Source organism: Capnocytophaga canis (assembly GCF_000827555.1).
Taxonomy (GTDB): domain Bacteria; phylum Bacteroidota; class Bacteroidia; order Flavobacteriales; family Flavobacteriaceae; genus Capnocytophaga; species Capnocytophaga canis.
This window is the reverse complement of sequence record NZ_CDOI01000142.1, coordinates 12,850-35,660: the sequence shown is the minus strand read 5'-3', so window position 1 is coordinate 35,660 and position 22,811 is coordinate 12,850. Positions and strand designations below refer to the sequence as shown.

The 22,811-nt window shown below is 35.6% G+C and carries 16 protein-coding genes; 9 read left to right on the top strand and 7 right to left on the bottom strand.

Translation table 11 applies throughout. From position 1 onward, the window contains the following. Positions 1-32 precede the first annotated feature (32 nt). From CCAND38_RS05400 to CCAND38_RS05385, 4 genes are all read right to left on the bottom strand, one after another. On the bottom strand, positions 33-707 hold the full coding sequence (locus CCAND38_RS05400; RefSeq protein WP_042344224.1) for a hypothetical protein: 675 nt from the start codon (positions 705-707) through the stop codon (positions 33-35). Positions 708-802: 95 nt separating this feature from the next. Further along, complete coding sequence (locus tag CCAND38_RS05395; RefSeq protein ID WP_042344223.1) at positions 803-1,324, bottom strand: hypothetical protein; 522 nt, start codon at positions 1,322-1,324, stop codon at positions 803-805. Between the two features lie 299 nt (positions 1,325-1,623). Beyond that, positions 1,624-2,805, bottom strand: coding sequence for a hypothetical protein (locus CCAND38_RS05390; RefSeq protein WP_042344222.1), 1,182 nt, complete (start codon positions 2,803-2,805; stop codon positions 1,624-1,626). Positions 2,806-2,954: 149 nt separating this feature from the next. Further along, a complete protein-coding gene (locus tag CCAND38_RS05385) occupies positions 2,955-3,860 on the bottom strand; it encodes a leucine-rich repeat domain-containing protein (protein ID WP_156129769.1) in 906 nt (301 codons plus the stop codon). A gap of 899 nt (positions 3,861-4,759) precedes the next feature. On the opposite strand from CCAND38_RS05385, the gene CCAND38_RS05380 reads away from it, so the two are divergent. From CCAND38_RS05380 to CCAND38_RS05350, 7 genes are all read left to right on the top strand, one after another. Next, positions 4,760-7,636, top strand: a complete 2,877-nt coding sequence (locus tag CCAND38_RS05380) for an ATP-binding protein (RefSeq protein WP_042344220.1) — start codon at positions 4,760-4,762, stop codon at positions 7,634-7,636. Positions 7,637-7,654: 18 nt separating this feature from the next. Next, positions 7,655-8,776 (top strand): formimidoylglutamase, encoded by a 1,122-nt coding sequence (locus CCAND38_RS05375; RefSeq protein ID WP_042006101.1) that lies wholly within the window; start codon positions 7,655-7,657, stop codon positions 8,774-8,776. A 19-nt stretch (positions 8,777-8,795) separates the two neighbouring features. Then, the gene (locus CCAND38_RS05370) at positions 8,796-10,580 is read left to right on the top strand and encodes a M14 family metallopeptidase (RefSeq protein WP_042344219.1); all 1,785 of its coding nucleotides are present in this window, start codon (positions 8,796-8,798) and stop codon (positions 10,578-10,580) included. Between the two features lie 145 nt (positions 10,581-10,725). Continuing rightward, the gene (locus CCAND38_RS05365; protein ID WP_042344218.1) at positions 10,726-11,634 is read left to right on the top strand and encodes a helix-turn-helix domain-containing protein; all 909 of its coding nucleotides are present in this window, start codon (positions 10,726-10,728) and stop codon (positions 11,632-11,634) included. A 191-nt stretch (positions 11,635-11,825) separates the two neighbouring features. After that, on the top strand, positions 11,826-13,691 hold the full coding sequence (locus CCAND38_RS05360; RefSeq protein ID WP_042344217.1) for a M1 family metallopeptidase: 1,866 nt from the start codon (positions 11,826-11,828) through the stop codon (positions 13,689-13,691). Between the two features lie 4 nt (positions 13,692-13,695). Continuing rightward, positions 13,696-14,100 (top strand): ribonuclease P protein component, encoded by a 405-nt coding sequence (gene rnpA, locus CCAND38_RS05355; protein WP_042344214.1) that lies wholly within the window; start codon positions 13,696-13,698, stop codon positions 14,098-14,100. A gap of 21 nt (positions 14,101-14,121) precedes the next feature. Next, the gene (locus CCAND38_RS05350) at positions 14,122-14,700 is read left to right on the top strand and encodes a PhnA domain-containing protein (RefSeq protein ID WP_042006107.1); all 579 of its coding nucleotides are present in this window, start codon (positions 14,122-14,124) and stop codon (positions 14,698-14,700) included. A gap of 130 nt (positions 14,701-14,830) precedes the next feature. Here CCAND38_RS05350 and polA read toward each other — a convergent pair whose 3' ends face one another. After that, a complete protein-coding gene (gene polA, locus CCAND38_RS05345) occupies positions 14,831-17,635 on the bottom strand; it encodes a DNA polymerase I (RefSeq protein ID WP_042344212.1) in 2,805 nt (934 codons plus the stop codon). A 186-nt stretch (positions 17,636-17,821) separates the two neighbouring features. Continuing rightward, the gene (gene radC / locus CCAND38_RS05340) at positions 17,822-18,499 is read right to left on the bottom strand and encodes a RadC family protein (protein WP_042344248.1); all 678 of its coding nucleotides are present in this window, start codon (positions 18,497-18,499) and stop codon (positions 17,822-17,824) included. 119 nt (positions 18,500-18,618) lie between these two features. Between radC and CCAND38_RS05335 the strand changes: the two genes are divergently transcribed. Further along, positions 18,619-20,979 carry a hypothetical protein gene (locus CCAND38_RS05335; protein ID WP_052458140.1) on the top strand — a complete coding sequence of 787 codons (2,361 nt, stop codon included), beginning with the start codon at positions 18,619-18,621 and terminating at the stop codon, positions 20,977-20,979. 18 nt (positions 20,980-20,997) lie between these two features. After that, positions 20,998-21,411 (top strand): Holliday junction resolvase RuvX, encoded by a 414-nt coding sequence (ruvX, locus tag CCAND38_RS05330; protein WP_042344211.1) that lies wholly within the window; start codon positions 20,998-21,000, stop codon positions 21,409-21,411. Positions 21,412-21,422: 11 nt separating this feature from the next. Here ruvX and CCAND38_RS05325 read toward each other — a convergent pair whose 3' ends face one another. Continuing rightward, on the bottom strand, positions 21,423-22,640 hold the full coding sequence (locus tag CCAND38_RS05325) for an HD domain-containing protein (protein WP_042006114.1): 1,218 nt from the start codon (positions 22,638-22,640) through the stop codon (positions 21,423-21,425). Positions 22,641-22,811: the final 171 nt, after the last annotated feature.

Below are 22,811 nucleotides of genomic sequence, written 5' to 3'. Positions count from 1 at the left end.
AAAAAGTTTAATGTACAGTTTTTCAAAAGAAACTACTGAGCGTAGTCCCATCTATACTCTCCTGTACCACTTACCTTCCGTTGGTTTATGTCAAATTTATATTTTTCTAAACATATGATTGGAAATCCATCAGTTAGAAAACCTCTTTTTTCAAATTCTTTTTTTTGTTGTTCTAACTGGTCATTCATTAAATTTTCAGGTATTTCCGTGTTTGATTTCCAGGTTTTTGTAGCTTCTTCCCAATATATTCCGGGAGGGGTTTCCTCTCCGTACAGGTAGATGTAAAACACGCCACTTTCCTCTCCTGTTTCAATTCCCCAAACTGAAGATGATGCCTCTAATATTTTCTCTCCTGTTTTAAGATTATAAGCCTTCAAATCACGGGTTCCGCCTGTACCTAAACTGACCAACAAGAAATGATTGTCAACCTTTTCTAATGAGACATATTCGTTATCCGATGCCAATTCAAAAGAGGCTATTCCTTCTTTTTTCGCTTGGATTTTTAATTTGTTAAACATTTCATTTTCATCATCTTGATTGACTATACGACAAAACGAATCTTCAAACTCGACTGTCTCTCCTTGAGACAATTCAGGTAAAGAAACCTCTTTTGGGATTTGTCCCTCGGTCGTGTTTTGCTTTTTAGGTGTCGTTTCACAACTCACAATCAATAAACATGTTACAACTATAAAATAAATAAATTTCATTTTTTCAAAATATTTTTATTTGCTTTTTTGATCCCATATTTCAACACAGAAAACAGGCTCTCCAGATTTGTTTATTTTTCTGATAATATTTTATATCAGTCAATAAAATTAGTGTTCATATAATCAATTTGAAAACTATCCCCGTTCTTAACAAGTATCACGTCTGACGAAGTTTTCACCTCCCCATAGTCTATAAAAACATTAAAACTCAGGTCTTTTAAGTGTTTTATTTTCAAGTCCTCAAGTTTGTCAACATCTCCATTTCCTGTTCCAAACACATTAAGATCATCTTCTTTCACTGGGTTATAAACACTTGCCCATTTCTTTTTATATTGAGCTCTGGCTTGTTCCAAAGCTTCTTCCGAATCGTAGTTATCCTCTGCCCAAAAACTGTAAAGCTCAATGGCTTCATTGTAAAATTCTAAAAATCGTTTCGTATAGAGTTTATCATCCCCTCCCCATTCAGGAAAACAAAATCCATTCCCGTTAGGACATTGGAATATAGCATACAACCACTTTTCGGCAGCTTCAACCGAAACTTTGTCGTTCTCACTGTTGCTTTTGCAACTCCACAGTAAGGTAATCACTGCGATACTAAGTATTACTTTAATTTTCATAATCTGTAAATTTATTGTTTTACAAAAGTTTCTGCAAATTTTCGTCAATATGAAAGCTCTTTGTGGTAAAAAACACACTCAAGGTGAGATGAAATATCATCATCACCTCGAATATGTTTAAAAACCTAATTTAACATTACAAAGATAATTAATTTTCACTAATGTTTTGCATTTTTCTTGCTCTTATTGATAAGTTTAGTTAAAATTCTTATACTTTATATTCAAAGGGAAAGTTTCAATTACATTCAGTAACTATTTTTTTAGAAACAATACGTTTTGAATAGTTTTGTTTCTCCTGTTTATTTGCTGATTTTTCTAGGATTGTGTGTCCCATCAAAAGGAGCTGTAAATTGGTATTTGTTTTGCCATTTTTTTCCGTCGCCTGGCTGTTGTAGATTGTACTGACGCAAGTACGTTACGCCTCCTTCGTTAGTCAAAAGTCCCACTAACAAACTCCGATGCGTGATTTCGTATGGATAGTTTGGACTTTTGAATGTCTTCCAATCTTTTTCTAAAAACACAAGTTTGTCTACTTTAAAAGCTCCTTCAAATTGTTTTTTAGCGTCAGCCAAAGCTTTTTGCGTTGTTGCAGGTGTCATATTGTATGTTTTTGGCATATCTATACCTTTTGCCGTATGAGCATCCCAGCCTTTTACTCTTTGTTTTATCTGTTCATATTTGTTTAACACAAATAGATAACTATCATCTTGTACTTTTTTGGGATGCTTCTCAAAATGTTCTTTCATTGTTGTAGCAATTCTGAAACTCATTTTGCAGCTATCGTATTTCCCAGCCTTTTCGAATTTTTCAATGTTGTTTAGCATTCCAAAAAAAGCTGCTCCGATGGTGTTGAAAGGTGTTTTGTCATACACCATTTGGTCTAAACGTACCACTTCAAGCCCCATATCTGCTACACGAGCTCTGTGAGAGTAAAGCAGTTGAAGAATACCACTATCGGTCACTACCTTTGTATGTTCATTATCTTCATATTTTGCTTCAAAAGTGATGTCTCCATAGCGATGGGCTTCCAATAAAGTTTTACCTGAAACATAGAACGAATAAGGCTTAATGCCCTCAGGATCAGCGTTAAACACAGCGAAGTAAGCGTGTATAACATTGTCATCTTGAAAAGAATAACGTTTTCCTCCTTTGTTGGGCAAATTTACCTCAAATAACTTGGATTGAATACTTTCACGCAATCCTCGATTGTTCAACTGTTGATGTGTATAAATTTCCTGTGAGATCAAGGCTTGCTCACTGTTGGCATCCAGCAGATAAAATTCTTTGAACGCAGGATTGTCATAAGGCTTGTGATATAACCTTTCATCTAACTGTGTATAAGATTTTCTAATCTCTCCGATTGATTTGGTATATCCCTTTTCAACTGTTTTATTGTTGAGTTCAGGATCGTTCTGTGCATTGATTTGTAGCGAAAATACCACAAGCAATCCTAGTGTTGCTTTTAGAATATTTGTTTTCATAGATTCCTGTATTTCAATTTAGTTAAAATTTTAGTTCACTCAGGATTTTATCCTGTCTAAATCATAAAATGCTTTAATTAATTTATGATAAATGTGTTCGATTTTGCATTTCTTCCCCCATTTGACACGTATTTTGGGGCATTTTTAGCTTATAATTCCTTGTGGAAATTAACAATAACTCTCCAACATTTCTCGTTTTTTCCGATATTAATATCACCATTTGTAAAAACATTTTTCTCTGTTTTTCCTCGTGGGGTTTTGTTAGCTGTCAAGTAGAGGAAACCTGTTATGTCACAACGCTGTGGTAAACTATTCATGAAAGCCGTCATATTTTCCCCTTGAATATGATTTCCATAACAAAAGATTGTTTTAAGACTTATGTTTCTACTGACGTCCAAGGATTTCAAATTGGTATCGCTACAATTTAATTCCTCTAGGCTTACATTTGCTTTCAGATTCAAATTCTCAATCTGGCTTCCTCGAACACAAATTCGTTTCAAAATGAGATTTCTGCTCACATCTACCGATCTGATTGGATTAACCCCCATTGACAACTGCTCCAGTTTTAGATTGTTACCCAATTCAAGTGAGGATATGCTATTCTCGGAACAATCCAGTTCTTTTAGATTTACATTTTTTGACAGATCAAGCTCCTTAATATTGTTTTCCGAGCAGTATAATTTTTCCAGTGCAGGATTTTTACTAACCTCCAATCGTTCCACTTTTGCTCGTGGGATGTATAGTGCAGTTACTTCGCCATAAATAGTAATTTCAGGAGCATCTACTTCAAAAATAGTGTACTGTCCAAAAAGTGTTTCGTTAAACTTCTCACCAACATCTTCTCTTTTGTTATTGTTCCAATCAATCCAAACAGCATTTTGTTTCGATGTTTCTGCCTCCAAACTGAGGCAAATGCTTTCTCCTTTTTCCTTCTGTGTTACAAAAGTTATTTTATTCGATTTTTCCATCAAGGATTCGTAATCCTCCATCTCATCTGTTGAACAGGCTGCAAATATTAACACAGCCAAGAACATTATCAATTCTCTCGTTTTCATCTCTTCTAAGTTTTAATGTAATCTTACTTTGTTGTTTTTTCCTATTAGCGTTATCCTTATTTTTAAATAATTTCTTTTGTAGCTTCACAGCGTGGGTTACGTTATCTTCTCGACTACATAACCCTCAACTGTGGTTTAATATTTGAATATGAAAAAAAATAAGTTTTCTTTAATCTTCTTCGGTAGCTATAGCTGTGCTATCCTCCCGACAGCACAGCCTTAAACTACTACTAACATTTGAATATGAAAAAAAATGATTTAACTTCTAATCTCTCAAGTTGCGCTATCCTCCCGACTGCACAACTTCACTAATTAAGTTCTCTTTTTATATTTTAAAAAACTATGATGTTTTTCTCTTACAGAATAAAGTCATTTTATCTTCTGTTTTCTGGTACAAAGGTAGGGTGAACCTAAAAGACGCAGTTGTAAAAATCAAATTACTTTTTGTAAAAATGACGCATTAACAATTTCGAGATTTGTATAAATCACACACGTAAAAATATGTTAAACAATTTAAAATGAACAGAATATAAATACAAAACCATTTAAAAAATAAAACCTTTTTCTTTAGCAACCTAAGTTTTTAAGCAAAATAAAAAGCACATTTGCTGATTTTCAGTAATTTATAAAATTATTCAGATGTACTTTGTTATCTTCTTTAAAAACATGTATTCAACTGATAATCAAAATAATGTTAATTTTAAAACTTTCATACCTACAATTCAAAATTTGTATAAATCACGCACACTCTTGTTACTATTTTATTAATAATCAAATTTTTACAAATACAAATAATTTCTACAGATAAATTACACTCGGAGAACCATCTTTTTTGGATATATTTTTTTCCAATTGGGAAAAAAAAATTACTTTTGTTGCGATGAAATGCAGTTCAGAAAATGAAATATATAGAAAATAAATTTTTCGGTTTCTTTGTCGTTTTTTCGTTTCTGATTATCTACGGTTGTTCCTCTGAAAAAGCACAAGTTGTAGATAATGAGGCGAAAAGCATGTACTTAAAGGAAGCTCAGAAACTTTCTCGGAAAGAAGATTCTCTAAAAATAATGGTTCAGAAATATACTGATGAGAAAAACAATGTCGCTTTGATGATGTTTTACAGACAATTAGGTAAAACACAACGTGAAAACACACGCTTTTCTGATGCCATCACCTCGCACCAAACGGGGTTAGAAATTGCCTTGAAACTCAACGACACTCTTGAAATTGTTCAGGCTCTCAACGATTTAAGTACTGATTTCAGACGTATAAGTGCCATGACAGAAGCTGCTAACTACAGTTATGACGCTCTTCATTATATCGAAGCTTTTTCCGATGTTAAAAGCAGTGGACGAAAATTGCGAGTAATGACTCTCAACGGTATAGGAAACATTAGTGAACGTTTGGGTTACTCGGATGATGCCGAACGCTATTTTCGAGAGGCTCTTAAAGAAGAAACTGCCTTAGACAGCAAGGTGGGACAGGCCATCAATTATGCCAATCTGGGATCTATTTTCCGAAATCGACAGGAATATGATTCCGCAAAAACTTATTACAACCTCTCATTACAGAAAAATATTGAAGCTAATTCAAAATTAGGCATTGGACTGTGCCATAATCATTTAGGTAACCTTTATGCGGTAGAAAAAAAATACGATTTAGCAGAAAAAGAATATCGAATTGCCTACGATTTGATGGAAAAGTACTCCGATAAATGGCACTGGCTCAATGCTTGTATTGCCTTGGCTAAAATAAATCTAACCACAGGTAAAACAGAACAATATCACGAATATATTTCTTTAGCAGAAAAAACGGCTCAAGAAATCAATTCGACGGGACATTTAGCTGAAATCTATTTACTTAAACACGACTATTCCATCAAACAAGGTAAATATGAAGCTGCTTTGGAACAGTACAAATTCAGTAAATCCATGACCGATAGTATTTTAGGCGTTAAAAACACCAATCATTTTATGGATTTACGGGTAAACTACGAGCGGGAACAAAATTCAAGGCAACTTAAAATGATCGAAGCCGAAAACCAAATCAAGGAGGAGCGAAGAGAGCGAGTTCTTTACTTGATGTGGTTAGCTGCTGTTGTGGGAGCTATCATCATCGGTTTGTTGTACTATGCTTATCGACAACGCACCCGAAGCAACCAAATCTTAAAACAGATTGAACAAACCCGCTCGGATTTCTTTACAAATCTGACCCATGAATTTAGAACTCCATTGACTGTTATTCAAGGACTTAATAGACAATTACAACAACGTAAAGACTTAAGCGAAAAGGAAAAGACACGGTTTATGCTTGCTATCGACCGACAAAGCGAAAATCTACTTAAGTTGGTTAACCAACTTTTGGATATTTCTAAATTGAAAAGTGGTACGGACAATCCGAAATGGGAACGTGGAGACATCATCTCTTACTTGCGTATGACTGCTGAAACTTTCGGATTATTCGCACAAGAAAGAAACGTAAACTTAGTGTTTTATACCGATATTGCAGCTCAAGAGATGGATTTTGTTTCCTTCTATATGGATAAAATCATCAGTAACCTACTGTCAAACGCTATCAAACACACTGAAAACGGAGATAAAATTGAATTTATTGTCTTGAAAGGAAAAAATCCTAATGAAATTATGATTCGTGTGGCAGACAATGGAGATGGTATCCCAAAAGATGAATTAGACCGTATTTTTGAATTATTTTATCAGAGTCCTAACGTAAAAAATAATTCAGGAACGGGTATTGGACTGGCTTTTACAAAAATGCTTGTCGAAAAAATGAAAGGGAAAATTGAAGTAGAAAGTGAATTGGGAAAAGGCTCAACCTTTACCGTTACCTTGCCTTTAAAAAATAAGAAAATGCAAAATCTTCCGATGCTGGTGCTTCCTAAGGCAGACCATATCGTTACAAATACCTCGCAAAATCAAGATAATCATGATGATGACCATGGTAGTGATAAAATCACACCTATGGGCACTGATGTTCCAATTGTTTTAGTGGTTGAAGATAGTAAAGATGTTTCCTTATTTGTAAAATCTTTATTGCAAAGTAATTACAATGTTATTACTGCTAAAAATGGAGCGGAAGGGTTGCTGATGGCTGAAAAATATATTCCCGATATAGTGATTACCGATGTGATGATGCCTGTAAAAAACGGATATGAATTCTGCACTGATATGAAAGACAATGTTTTGTTGAATCATATTCCTATTATTATGCTTACTGCAAAAACCTCAGAGGAAGATCAATTGGAGGGATTGCGTCATGGGGTAGATGCTTATATGCGTAAACCTTTCAGAAGTGAAGAATTATTGATTCGGATTGAAAAAATTTTAGAAAATAGAAAAATATTAAAAGATAAATACTTAAGCGTTATTGAAAGTAGTGGAAATAATATTTCCGAACAAAAAGCAGACAATGATGAGAAGATGAAATTCTTATGCAAGGTGATGGACATCATTAATGCTGAGATTACAAACCCTAATTTCAACGCTACTTTTATTGCTGATAGAATGGCTATGAGCACTTCACAACTAAGTAGAAAACTTAACCAAATTGTTGGAGTTTCAACGGTGTCATATATCTTGCAGGTAAAACTCATAAAGGCTAAAAAAATGTTACAGGACAGTTCCATAAGTTTAGGAGAAGTTTCCGACGCATGTGGATTCTACGATTTGAGCTATTTTTCTCGTACATTCAAAAAAGAATTCGGTATCACGCCAAGTGCATACCAAAAAAATGCATCCATGAAAGGGTTCTTGAATACATAAAAGTTGAAATCAAAAAAAATGTCGTTATTATACCTACAACCCATCGATAGCACCTTAGCTTCAAAAACTTACAAACCACAGCAATTAGGTTCGCAAATAAGAAAACACACCTTCGAATTGGGTGTTCCTGATTTAGATGAAATTAAAGTGGCTTTCTTTAGTGTAGAAACCGCTGAACGAACTTTGCATGAAGTTCGCAAGAGTTTGTATGCTCTTTATAGAGGTAATTGGAATTTTCCGATTGCCGATTTGGGAATTTTGTACGAAGGTCACTCCACTAGCGACACTTATTTTGCAGTTAGAGAGCTGGTAAATTCTCTCATAAAACAAAACATTACCCCTGTTGTTATTGGAGGAAAACGGGATTTGACCTATCCTATTTATCGAAGTTTTGACACTTTAGAGCAAATGGTCAATTTGGTAACTGTAAATCCCACGTTTGACTTTGGGGATAAATATGAATTGTTTTCGGAAACATCTTATTTGAGTAGAATTTTATCCGAAGAACCTATTAATCTATTTGATTTTACAAATTTAGGTTACCAATCGTACTATGTAGCCCAAGAAGAATTAGATTTACTCGAAAAAATGTGTTTCGATACCTATCGTTTGGGAATCATTGTCAACGACCTACCGATGATTGAACCTACCATGCGCGATGCTGACATTGTAAGCATTACGATGAACGCTATACAAGCACGAGATATTGAAAACACTGATGGATTCGTGAATGGTTTTTCCAATCGTGAAATCTGTGCTATTTCTCGATACGCAGGTATCAGTAGTAATGTTCAAGTCTATGGTATATTCGACATCCCCGATACGGGACTTGCTGCCCAATTGACAGGACAAATGTTTTGGTATTTTTGCGAAGGGTTTAACTTTAGAGTCAAGGAGTTACCTTTGGTGAATGACAATAACTATATCAAATACATTGTCCCAGTTGACGACATACAAATTGAATTTTTTAAAAGCGTAGCTACAGGTCGTTGGTGGATGAAAGCAGGAAGCGAAAGTTTTTCAGAACGCAAGCCCCATCTTCCACTGGGATTGATTCCGTGTAATCATAAAGAATATCTTGATGCAACACAAGGCGTTATTCCTGAACGTTGGTGGAAGGCTTATCGGAAATCAATTTAACTTTGTAATATATTTAAAAATGAAAAACAACATATATATCTTAATTTCACTTATCGGATGGACACTGGTAGGCTGTGAGCCTCCTTTTTTTTCGGAAACACAAAGCTTTGTCACTCGTTTTGAAACTTCCAATGGAGAGGAGAGTGCAACCTATGAGGAAGTAATCAATTTTTACAAAAACCTATCTGCAAAATATAGCTCCATCAATCTAAAAACAATGGGGCTAACCGATGCAGGACTACCTCTACACATCGTTACTTACAGCACAGATGCTGAGTTTAATTTTACTAAACTTCAAAAAGATAAAGTTATTATCCTGATAAATAATGGGATACATCCAGGAGAAACCGATGGTATTGATGCTACAATGCTATTGTTTCGCAATTTGGCTGAAAAACAGATAAAAACACCTGAACATGTGGTTGTAGTTGCTATTCCTGTCTACAACATAGGTGGAGCTTTGAACCGAAATTCAACAACCCGCGTGAATCAGAATGGCCCTAAGGAATATGGATTTCGAGGTAACGCTAAAAACTTGGATTTAAATCGTGATTTTGTGAAATCAGATTCTGAAAACGCTCTTTCTTTTGCAAAAATATTCCATTTGATACAACCTGATGTTTTCATTGATAACCACGTTACTAATGGTGCGGACTACCAACATGTACTTACCTATGCCATCTCTCAGCCAAAAAAATTAGGCTCTTTTCTTGGCGGATATATGCAAGATACCCTAATTCCGAATCTATCCGAAAAGTTAATCACACATCAGAATAGTGTGAAGAATGATTCTATTGAAAAGCCTTTTCTACACTTGGCTCCTTACGTAACTATTTGGAATACAACCCCTGATAATGGATACAGAGAAATGCTCGACACACCTCGTTATTCCACAGGATACACAAGCCTATGGGGTACTATGAGTATACTAATCGAAACCCACATGCTGAAGCCTTACAAACAGCGTGTCGAAGCGAATTATGAGATGATGAAGGCTCTGTTGGAATTACTTGAAAATGATTCAAAAAACATCAAACAGCTACGTACTAAACAAAGAGAAATAGCCCTTACAGAAAAATCGTATCCCATTCAATGGCAATTAGATAGCTCACAAGTGTCGTCCATAACATTCTACGGTTATAAAGCGGATACTCTCATCAGTGAAGTTACAGGACTACCACGTTTGCACTATGATCGGAATCAGCCCTATGTGAAAGAAATTCCGTACTATAATCACTATGTACCTACCAAACAGGTGGAAGTACCACAAGCGTACGTTGTTCCTAAAGCATGGACAAATATCATTGATCGGCTCAGGGCTAACAAGGTAAGTATGAATGAAATAAATAGAGACACACTCATGTCGGTTGTTTATTACCGCATTGAAAATTATAAAACTGTAGATACTCCTTTTGAAGGGCATTATCTCCATTTCGATACGGAAGTTTCAAAACACAAAACAGAAATACAACTATCAAAAGGTGATTGGATTATACACTTAGACCAACCAGCGAAACGTTATCTATTAGAAGTTTTAGAGCCCGAAGCTCCTGATTCATTTTTCAATTGGAACTTCTTTGATGCCATTTTACAGCAGAAAGAACATTTTTCACCCTATTTATTTGAAAAAACCGCCTTAGTTTTTTTAGAAGAACATCCACAACTTCGAGACTCATTGGAATTACTCAAAAAAAACGACCCGAGTTTCGCTAAAAATAGCTACGAACAACTAAATTGGATTTACCAACAAACACCTCATTACGAGAAATCACACCTGCGATACCCAATTTTTAGAGTGGAATAAAGGTGCGCTCTTAAGTCTCCTGTAGATTTGATGCGTACAATTCCGCTCCCCAAAAGATTATCACAAAGGCTATATCTATACGGATGTAAAAACTACTGAATTAACAGTTCACTCCTGTTCGAAAATTAAAAATTTTCGAACAGGAGTGATTTTAGAATTACTTACGGAATATCCAGCTACTCATTTTTCTATTGGTAGCGGAGGGCGTTTTCATCATACTCAAATTAATACTGAAAACTTTACTTTATTTCAAAATCATTTTTTTTCAGGAGAAAAAACGATACATTTGGATGGTGAATCTTCTGTTCCCAGTTTGGAAATACAAATCAATATAGGCGAAAATGATATACCTTTCTATATCAATCCTTCCCAGCGAAAAATAGCGAAAAAATCGCATTATAATTTACTATATATCAATGGAGAAAAAAGCGGAATTTCTTTTCAATCTCAACAAGAATACAAGACCTTTGATGTGCATATGCCTGTTCATAGGATATTTGAATATTATGGGAATAATGCTATCATAGATAATTTTATTAAGCAAATTGAGAATCAAGAACCTGCAATGCTTTTCGATGAATATTTACCAGTTTCTCACACGGTTTATGAACTTATTAGAGGTATAAAGCAGTGCAATTTGCCCGATTATTTGAAAGAAGAATATCTAAACATAAAAGTTCAAGAAATTTTTCTAAGTATATTATCTGAATCGGAGCGGAGTTTTGACCCCAATAATATCAGCTTAAAAGACCAAAAGTTGCTTTTGGAAGTCAAAAATTTAATGGAGCAAAATATTGAAAAACCGCTCACCATCATAGAATTATCAAGATTAGTGGGTATGAATGACAACAAGCTAAAAATATTCTTTAAACGCTATTTCGGTTGCACTATATTTGAATATTTCCAACAATACAGAATGTACAAAGCTAAAATGTATCTCGAACAAAAAGAACTTACAATCAAAGAAATAGCATCCCAGTTAGGCTATTCCAACACGGCTAATTTTTCAAATGCTTTCAAACGATTTTGGGGTATTTCCCCAAGTGAAAAATAATTGTCTGTTATAGAACTCCAAAACCAATCAGAATTTTAACTTGTTGATAGTATGGTTATATCTTAAATTCCATTAGCAAGTGTAATTTTTTGAGATTGTTTTTCTCCTCTAATTCTAAAAATTGATTTTGCCTATTTGTACAGAAGTTATATCTTTGTGCTTTTACGTTTAATTTCAAAATTAATAATACTATGAAGAAATACGGTCTTATTGCCTTACTTCCATTCTTTTTTGCATACTTAAATGCCCAAAATACAACTTATTGGCAACAAAAAGTCCATTATGAAATGGAAATTGATGTTGATGCAAAAAACTTTCAATATAAAGGAAAACAAAAACTCACGTATTTCAATAATTCTCCTGACACCTTGCAAGTAGTTTTTTATCATCTCTATTTGAATGCTTTTCAGCCTAATAGCGAAATGGATTTTCGTTTACAGTCAATTGCTGACCCTGACCGTAGGATGGTTAAGAACTTAGGAACAGCGGAAAATCCTGTCTACGAGAGTCGTATCGCTAAATTGAAACCTAACGAAATAGGGTATATTAATGTAAAATCGTTAAAACAAGATGGTATTGCTGTGGAGCATACTACAGAAGGCACAATTTTGAAAGTAAAACTCAACAAGCCAATTCCACCCAAATCAAAAGGAGTTTTTACAATGGAATTTGACGCTCAAGTTCCTGTTATGATTCGTCGTACGGGGCGTAATAATCCTGATGGAGTAGCCTTATCAATGGCTCAATGGTATCCAAAAATAGTGGCATATGACTATCGTGGTTGGCATCCAACAGAATATATCGGTCGCGAATTTTATGGAGTTTTTGGTGATTTTGATGTGAAAATTACCATTGATAAAAATTATGTACTTGGAGGGAGTGGTACTTTGATAAATGCCGATGAAATTGGTTTTGGTTATGAAAAACAAGGAGTCATTTTACCAAAAACTAAAGAAAGAACCAAAACGTGGCATTTTGTAGCTTCCAACGTACACGATTTCACTTGGGCTGCTGACCCTCAGTTTAAACACGATAAAATTACATTAAACGACGGAAAGACATTTCATTTCTTATACAAAACCGAAGTTGAAAATTGGAAAAAAATACAACCTAAACTGGTAGAAACCTTTGAACTTTTCAATAACCTTGTTGGTAAATATCCATGGGAACGCTACTCTTTTATTCAAGGAGGTGATGGAGGAATGGAATATGCAATGTGTACCCTTTTAGTCGGTGGTGCAAATTACGATGATTTGTTAGGCACTGCCGTTCACGAGTTGGCTCACGCTTGGTTTCAACATGCTATCAACACCGATGAGGGATCATATGCATGGATGGATGAGGGCTTTACATCATTTATTGAAGATTTGGCAATGGCATTAGTTATCAACCCTACCAAAAATGAAACAAATCCATTCGAAGGTTCTTACAAAAGATATTTTCGTTTGATAAAATCAGGATGGGAAGAACCAGCTACTACACATGCCGACCGTTTTCAACGAAACTTCGCCTATTCAGTAATGGCTTATAGCAAAGGAACGCTATTTTTAACTCAATTGGGATATATCATTGGAGAACAAAACCTTATTAAAACGTTACAACAATTTTACAAAGAATATGCTTTAAAAAGCCCACATCCTAACGACTTTGTACGTGTTGCTGAAAAAGTATCGGGTATGCAACTTGGATGGTTTTTAAATGAATTTATCAGCACTACTCACACGGTGGACTATGCCATAGAAAGCGTTAAAGCGAAAGGTAAAAAAACCGAAATTACTTTGCGTCGTATTGGAGCATTACCACTACCTGTTGATTTATTTGTGGTTGATAAAAGTAAAAAAGTAACCTATTGCTACATTCCGTTGCGTATGCAATTTGGGGAAAAATCTAATCCATATCAATATGAGAGAAAGGTATTCCCTGCATGGGGATGGGCAACCCCTACTTACACCTTTGAAATAGATGTGCCGTTTGAAGAACTTCACGGCGTTGAAATCGACCCATCAGAAATGACAATAGATATTAATCGTCAAAACAATTCGTTTACGAATCAATAGAATCATGAATTTTTGTTTCTCAAAAGAGGAAAAGCTCTGTAAATTAGAGCATATTCAAAAATTATTTTCAGAAGGAAAAAGTGTTCAAAGTTTTCCACTTAAGTTCTTGTACATCCCTATTGAAAAAAGACGAGAGAGCACTCAATTTCAGCTACTTATCAGTGTTCCGAAACGTAATTTTAAAAAAGCTGTAGATCGTAATCGCATCAAACGGCTTATACGCGAAAGCTATCGATTACAAAAACATCAACTAGCTACTTTTACGAATGAAAAATATGCTTTAGCATTTATTTTTACAAGTAAAGACATGCCTACTTATGATTTGATTTTCAACAAAGTAAATAGATGTTTCGAGAAGTTTTCACAAGTCTTGGAAACTCAAACAAAAGATTGCACATTAGAAAAATAAGCCAAATAAAAAGTTTTTAATATGAATTTACTTCAAGAATTAAAAAATCGCAGTGGAAACTGCTGTGAGTTGTGTGGAGCAACCGAAAATTTACATATTTATGAAGTTCCTCCTGTTGGAGCAGGGGGTGTTGATGGCAGTTTATTGGTATGCGAAACATGCAAAAACCAAATTGAAAATCCCGCAATGATGGATACAAACCATTGGCGTTGCTTGAATGACAGTATGTGGAGCGAACATAGAGCCGTAAAGGTAATGGCGTGGAGAATGCTAAACCGTTTAAAATCAGAAGGATGGTCGTTAGATTTATTAAACATGATGTATTTAGACGATGAAGAGTTGGCCTTTGCTAAGGCTTCCGACGACCATTTGGACGAAAGTGAACGTATTGTGCATCGTGATAGCAATGGAGCTATACTTGAAGCGGGAGATAACGTAGTGTTAATCAAGGATTTGAAAGTAAAAGGATCCAGCATGGTTGCTAAGCAAGGAACCATCGTTAGAAAAATATCCTTGGATAGAGAAAATGCCCAATATATTGAAGGAAAAGTAGACGGACAACAGATTGTGATTGTTACACAATATGTTAAGAAAGTGTAACCCATCGATAAAAACCAATACCGAGAAATCTTAAAGGTTTATATTCGTAAAATATGGCAAAAATCTTTGTAAATCACTTTTAGTTAGCTACATTCAACTCACAAAGCATGCGAGTTGAATGTAGCTACTATTAATGAGCCTCTAACCAATTTTTACCTACTCCCAAATCAACTACCAAAGGAACAGTAAGTGAAAAAGCATTTTCCATTTCATATTGGATAGCACTTTTAACGGCTTCCAGTTCGTCTAAGGGAACATCGAATACCAACTCATCATGCACTTGCAAGAGCATTTTGGTTCGAAATTGCTCTTTTTCCAAACGGTTTTGAATACGAATCATCGCAATTTTAATAATATCGGCGGCACTTCCTTGAATTGGAGCATTGATGGCGTTCCGCTCAGCAGCTCCTCTAACCACCTGATTACGTGAATGAATATCTGGCAAATAGCGTCTTCGTCCCAACACTGTCTCAACATAACCATGTTGCTGAGCAAAAAATATTTGTTTGTTGATATACGCTCGTAAATTTGGATATGTAGCATAATAAGTTTCTATGAGTTCCTTACTTTCGGTACGTGAAAGATCTGTTTGGTTGCTAAGTCCAAAGGCAGAAACTCCATAGATAATCCCAAAATTCACGGTTTTAGCATGGCTACGTTGTTCGCGTGTAACGGCTTCAATAGGAACATTAAACACTTTAGCTGCGGTGGAGCGATGAATATCTTCCTTGTTTAAGAATGCTTGAATCATATTTTGCTCTTCACTTAGTGCAGCAATTATCCGTAATTCAATTTGCGAATAATCCGCAGCGAGTAGTACATGTTGTTCATCACGAGGTACAAATGCCCTACGTACTTGCTGTCCTCGTTCAGTACGAATTGGGATGTTTTGTAAATTTGGATTATTACTACTCAATCGTCCAGTAGCTGCAACGCTTTGCATGTAGGTTGTATGGACACGCCCTGTTTTAGGATTTACCTCGTTAGGTAAACTATCTACATAAGTAGACTTTAATTTCTGTAACTGCCTCCATTCTAATATATTAGAAACAATCAAATGTTTATCTGCAAATGCTGAAAGTACCTCTTCGGAAGTGGCATATTGCCCTGTTTTGGTCTTTTTAGGATTTTTAGCAATTTTCAATTTTTCGAACAGAATATCCCCCAATTGCTTGGGAGATGCCAAATTGAACTCCTCCCCTGCTTCAGTAGCAATGGCTTTTTCTAAAGTAGCTATATCGTCGTCCAATCCTGCTGATAACTCTTTGAGAAAATCAGTATCCAAACGAATACCTTCAAGTTCCATTTTCGTAAGAACCTGAATTAAAGGAGCTTCCAAATTATAATATAATTCATCAACCTTCGATGATTTCAACTTTTCTTCAAAAACTTCCTTAAGTTGCCATGTGATGTCAGCATCTTCAACAGCATATTCCTTTTGGTCATGAAGCGACACTTGACGCATCGACAACTGATTCTTACCTTTTTTCCCAATAAGACTTTCTATGGAGACAGGGGTATAGTTCAAATACGTTTCCGCCAACACATCCATATTGTGCCTCATATCTGGATTGATGAGGTAATGAGCAATCATAGTATCGAAAATCAATCCTTTAACTTCCACGCCATAATTGTGTAATACTTTGATATCATATTTCAGATTTTGGCCTACTTTCGTAATATGCTCATTTTCAAAGAATGGTCGAAAAATTTCGAGTTGTTTGCTCGTTTGTTGTTGATTCTCAGGGAAAGGTACGTAATAACCCTTTCCTGCACTCCATGAGAAAGCAATACCAACCAATTCAGCTTCCAAGCTATCAAGATTCGTGGTCTCTGTGTCAAAACAGACTTCTTTCTGTTGTAATATATTCTGAATAAGAATTTTACATGCCATCGGAGTATCTACCAACTGATAAAAATGCGGTGTGTTTTGTATGTTTTTTCTTTCAGAAATATGCTCAGCTGCAAACAAATTACCTTGCACAACTACAGGGGCTGTTTGCAAAGAAAATAAATCAGACGGAGCTTCGATTTGCTTTGTTGCTGGAGCTGTGGTCTGGTAAGTTTTGATAAGATTCTGAAGCAGTTGTCGGAATTCAAGCTCTTCAAAAATTTTGGTAACAGCCTCCATATCAGGTTGCGACAGTTCAAAATCGGTTTCATCAAATTGCACTGGAACATCCAAAATAATAGTTGCTAATTTTTTGGAAAGCAGTCCTTTTTCTGCATTTTTTTCGATATTTTCACGCAGTTTTCCTTTGAGTTTATCGGTATTAGCGAGTAAGTTTTCCATACTACCAAAGTCAGCAAGAAGTTTCTTTGCGGTTTTCTCACCAACTCCAGGCAATCCTGGTATGTTATCGACGGCATCTCCCATCATTCCTAAAAAATCAATCACCTGATCTGGACGTTCTACCTCAAATTTTTCTCTTACTTGGTCAACACCCCAAATTTCGACATCATTTCCCATCCGAGCAGGGCGATATACGAATATATTCTCAGAAACTAACTGAGCATAATCTTTATCGGGAGTAACCATAAACACCTGATAATCTTGTTTTTCGGCTTGTTTGGCAAGGGTTCCAATAATATCATCGGCTTCATAACCTTCTTTTTCGATGATGGGAATGTGCAAAGCTCTCAAAATCTGTTGAATATAAGGCACTGCTATACGAATAGCCTCAGGGGTTTCATCCCGATTGGCTTTATAGTCCGTAAATAATTCCAAACGGTCGACACTTCCTCCTTTGTCGAATGCCACCGCCAGATGGTCTGGACGCTCCTTTTTTATAACATCAAACAACGAGTTCATAAACCCCAAAATAGCTGAGGTGTTGAGTCCTTTGGAATTGACTCGTGGATTTTTGATAAATGCGTAATATCCTCTGAAAATCAACGCATAAGCATCTAATAGAAATAGTCTTTTTTTTGACATTTTATTGATCTTTTATTAACCGAAACTCTCAATCGGACAAAGGTACACATTTTTGGCGAAATTGTTGGCTCATGACACTTTGCTTTTAAAAGCAATCCGCAAAAAAAATGACAAGCATCATTTCTTTTGAATTTTCACAACCTACTGAAATTCAAAAAAAATATTTCCCACAAAAATACAAAACTCTCAAAGTTCTCCTTCATCAGCGAAGCTGAAATATGTTTTTTCGTTCAGAATGATGTGATCCAACAATTTAATATCCAAACTCTCCCCTGCCATTTTTATTTTCTGGGTAATATGCCTATCGGCTTGGCTGGGTGCTAAATTCCCTGATGGATGATTGTGTACCAAAATTAAAGCTACTGCTCCCCACTCTATGGCAGCTTTGAACAACAGACGCACATCTACCACCGTTTGAGTAATTCCTCCTTTTGAAAGTTGTGTTTTGTGAAGCACACGATTGGCATTATTTAGGAACACTCCCCAAAACTCCTCGTGAGCTAACTCTCCAATAATGGGTTGCATAAGCTGAAAAACATGTTTTGAGGCTTTAATGACTGGCTGTGGTTCGGGTAATTCAGAGCTTCTGCGTCTACCCAATTCTGTAGCTGCGAGAATGGTAATTGCCTTTGCCTCCCCTACTCCTTTAAATTGTTGCAACTGCTTCAATGTCAACTTTCCTAATTGTGTTAAATTATTGTTTACCGATGTCAGAATACGCCTACTCAATTCCAAAGCACTTTCATTCCGACTGCCTGAACCTATCAAAATAGCCAACAATTCGGCATCACTGAGTGCATTTTTACCCTGTGCCATCATTTTTTCACGAGGTTTGTCATCATCCGACCAATTTTTGATAGAAATATGCGTATTTGTTGACATAGCTTTATAGTTTTCAAAAATTCAATGCTAAAAGTAGAAAAAAAAATGTAAATTACAAAATATCAAAAAAATAGATTATTTTTGCAATACATTAGTTGGTGATGGGGCGTATTTTTCTTGCAATATTGGTTGTTGTATTGGGGTTCAGTGCCTGTGGCAGAGGTAAAAAAACTGTCAAAGGCGATGTGCTTCTATTCCCTGAAAACACTCAGGTTATCTATCGAATCAACGACAAGAACAACTTTTTGAGCGCCATCGAAAACAATGAATTTTGGAAAGAAAACAATCCTAAACCATTACGAACTTATGAAACAAAACTAATACAAAGCCTCCCTGCTGACAATAATATTTGGGTTGCTTTTACTGGCTACAAGAATTTTTTCGCAATCGCTAAACAAGAAACTTCTGATACGCTCAGCATCTGGAAAAATGCAAATCAACATGTTCAAAAACAATCACAATTTGGCAAAGAATGGTTCTATACGATAATTGACAATAGACTGATTGTTAGCAATGTTTTTGAAATACACTCCTTCTTTAACACAGATAAAACCAACCCTACTAACAAAACTGAAAGTCAAAGCATTTTAGAAGATTTACAAAGAATCGCTACAACGGCATGTAGTGCAAATCTTTTTATGCAAAATGAACAGGCTAACCAGTTTTTCAGTCCATTTTTTAAGAAAAATATTACCAAAGAATTTGACCATTGGCTGGCGTTGGACTTATTTTTGGAAGAAAACGATATACGTTTCAGCGGAATGGCTATTGTTAAAGACGATTATCAGAACGATGTACTGATACGTTCCTCTCCTTACGAAAATGATTTGACAAAGGTGTTTCCTGCCCAAATTTTGGAAGCCACCTCTTTTTCGTTCAAAGAAGCTGAAAACATTGTTTTGCGAGATTCAATCCACGTGCCTTTCAAAAAAAAACTCAATGGCATAGCTTCTGTGCGTACTATTGATGGATTATTTGTGGTCGCATCGTCCTTTGATGTGGATGAAACCTTATTGCAACTTCCTATTTTAACGGAAGTCACTCAGAGTGATTTTGCCATGTATGAACTTACGGACGATTCCTCTTTGGATTTCTTCAAATCATTTGAACCAAACTTCAAACCTCGATTTGTGAGCGTGTATGATGACTATCTGCTATTCTCAAAATCCAAAGAATTGCTCATCGCAGTTATGGGGGATATCGACCGAAAAAACACACTTTCAACGAACAAATCCTATGAAGTTCTAGAAAAGAACACGGCTTCAACTGCTAACTTAACTTATATCGCTAACCTACGCGATAACAGTGAATTCAATAAAAAATACCCAAAAATCGCTGAAAACTATCGGTGGGCGGTCTTTCAACAAACATCTCAAAATGACTATTGCATACTAAATTTCGCTAGCAAAAAACAAACTCAAAAATCGCTCTCCGAAAAAATCAAAGAACGTTTTCAATTTTCTTTTGACGAAAACATGATTACCCCACCAACGATTTTACTAAATCACAGAACAAAACGTTTAGAAATTGCGGTACAAGATCAGAACTACGACCTTCATTTAATCGGCAATAACGGAAGTTTGTTATGGAAAAAACAATTGGACGGAAAAATCCAAAGCCCCATCTATCAAGTTGATTTGTTCAAAAACGGATTCCTACAGATGGCATTCACCACTGAACATTCCATTTGGGTAGTGGACAGAAATGGCAATAACGTAGCCCCATTTCCCAAAAAGTACAAAGGAAAGATCACCCCAATGGAAGTATTTGACTACGACCGAAATAGGGAATATCGTTTTCTTTTTGCTGAAGGAAAAAATCTGCATATGCTCGACAAAAAAGGTGAGGTAGTAAGCGGATTTCTACGCAAAACCACCAACGCTGCTCCACTATTCACACCAAAACACTATCGAGCCAACGATAAAGATTTTTTAGTATATCTGTCTGATGATGGAAAATGTAATATTTTGCATCGAAATGGAGAAATTCGCATCCCAATTCAGGGAAAATATAATTTTTCAAACAACCCTCCGTTGTTTTTTGATAATCGTTTCCTATTTTCAACTCAACGAGGTGAACTGATACGCATCGACCTTAACGGAAATACCATCGTAAATGATCGCGAATGGGCTCGAGAACACTATTTAATTGGAAATCAACACACAACGTCTTTTCTTTCAGGAAATACAATTTCTATAGGAACCACGCGAATTGACATTCCTGATGGACGATATGAACGTCAACGATTATTCCGCATTCGAGGCGTGAACTACGTTTCTGTTACGGATTCTTATCAAAAGAAAGTATACCTTTGGAACGAAAAAGGAGAGTTGATACAGGATTTTCCCCTGATAGGAAATACCCCTATTGCTATTGATGTGGATTTGGATAAATCGATTTGGATTGTCGTTGGAAAAACCAACAAGCAATTGCACGTCTATGAAGTCCGAGATTTAAAATAAATGTAAAAATAAAAACATATGTATCGAATTTTAGCCATTGATTATGGAGTCAAACGTTGTGGCATTGCCGTTACCGACCCTATGCAAATCATAGCCTCAGGATTGACAACCGTTGCTACAAATGAGCTTTTACAATTCTTAAAAAAATACATAAACGAAGAAAATGTAAGAGAAATAATTGTAGGTAAACCGAAACGGATGAATAACGAAGATTCTGATATTGAAGCTCTTATTCTAAATTTCATAAAAAAATTAACCACGGAATTCCCTGAACTGACTATTCTCCGTGAAGACGAACGCTTTACTTCAAAGATGGCTTTCCAAACGATGATTGACAGTGGTATGAAAAAAAAACAACGTCAAAATAAGGAACTTATTGATGAAATCAGTGCTACCATTATCTTACAAAGCTACCTAAACAGAAGAGGATAAAACAAAATCAACTACTTAGGATAATAAACATAATGTTTTACCACAGGTTTGGATAAAGCTTCCAAATTCAATTGGTCAGAAGCTTTAATTACGTCAGTAATCTTTCCTTTCTTGGTTAGTATTTGTATCCTTTGGCGTTCCGAATTGTATGCAGTATTACTAACTACTCCTGAGAAAACAAAAAAATCAGCCTCCTCTTTTGAGATATTATAGTGTTGCATTACCTTTTGACGTTGACTCTCCAATTTTTCAGTTTCAAAGGGATAATTTTGCATTTTCACCTTTGGTAAATCCCTATATAAAAGCATTTTACTTAATTTAGACAATACAAAATCTGAATGAAATTGCCATTGTTTCATCGCGGCAATAATGTCTGTATCATCCAGCATAGCAAAGGTGTCTAAAATTTCTTTAGAAAAATAATCTTTGCTAACTCTACATTCTATAAAATATTTGAGCGGAGAGGACATGGACACGGACTCACCTCGTTGTATAAGCTGTTTGACACGCTGCAACACCTTGATTAGCAACTGTTCTGCCACAACACTCGTTTTATGCAAATAAACCTGCCAGTACATCAACCGTCGAGCTACCAAAAATTTCTCTACCGAATAAATCCCTTTTTCTTCAACCATCACTTCATCATTCCGTACATTAAGCATTGAGATGATACGCTCAGGATTGATGTTTCCTTCAGCAACTCCGGTGTAAAAACTATCGCGTTTCAAATAGTCCAATCTATCCATATCAAGCTGACTTGCAACAAGTTGATTCATAAACTTACGCGAGTACGTCCCTTGAAAAATTTCAATTGCAAGATCTAATTTTCCTTTAAACTCTCGATTTAATTCTTGCATAAAGAGCAAAGAAATTTCCTCATGTGAAATATTTTCAACAATACTGTGTTCCATGGCATGCGAAAAAGGGCCATGTCCAATGTCATGAAGTAAAATGGCTGCATACAACCCTTGTGCTTCTTTATCAGAAATCTCAACACCTTTATAGCGAAGGGTTTCCACGACTTTTTGCATCAAATGCATACACCCCAAAGCATGTTGAAAACGGGTATGTCTTGCTCCTGGATATACCAAATAAGACAACCCCATTTGTGTAATTCGACGCAACCGTTGGAAATAAGGATGTTCCATCAAATCAAATATAAAAGCATCCGGTATATGAATAAATCCGTGAACGGGGTCGTTGACAATTTTTAGCTTGTTTCTTTTCACCTATTGAGTTTAAAAGGCAAATATAATGATTTTCAGTGATATTTTAAAAACTCCATACAATAACAACATGAACATATGCAAACCCTTGATATCAATGCTGTGATTTTTTCGTCAAAATAAATCAAGAAATGTGCAAAATTGGGAGTTTATATCAATTAACCAAAATACTGA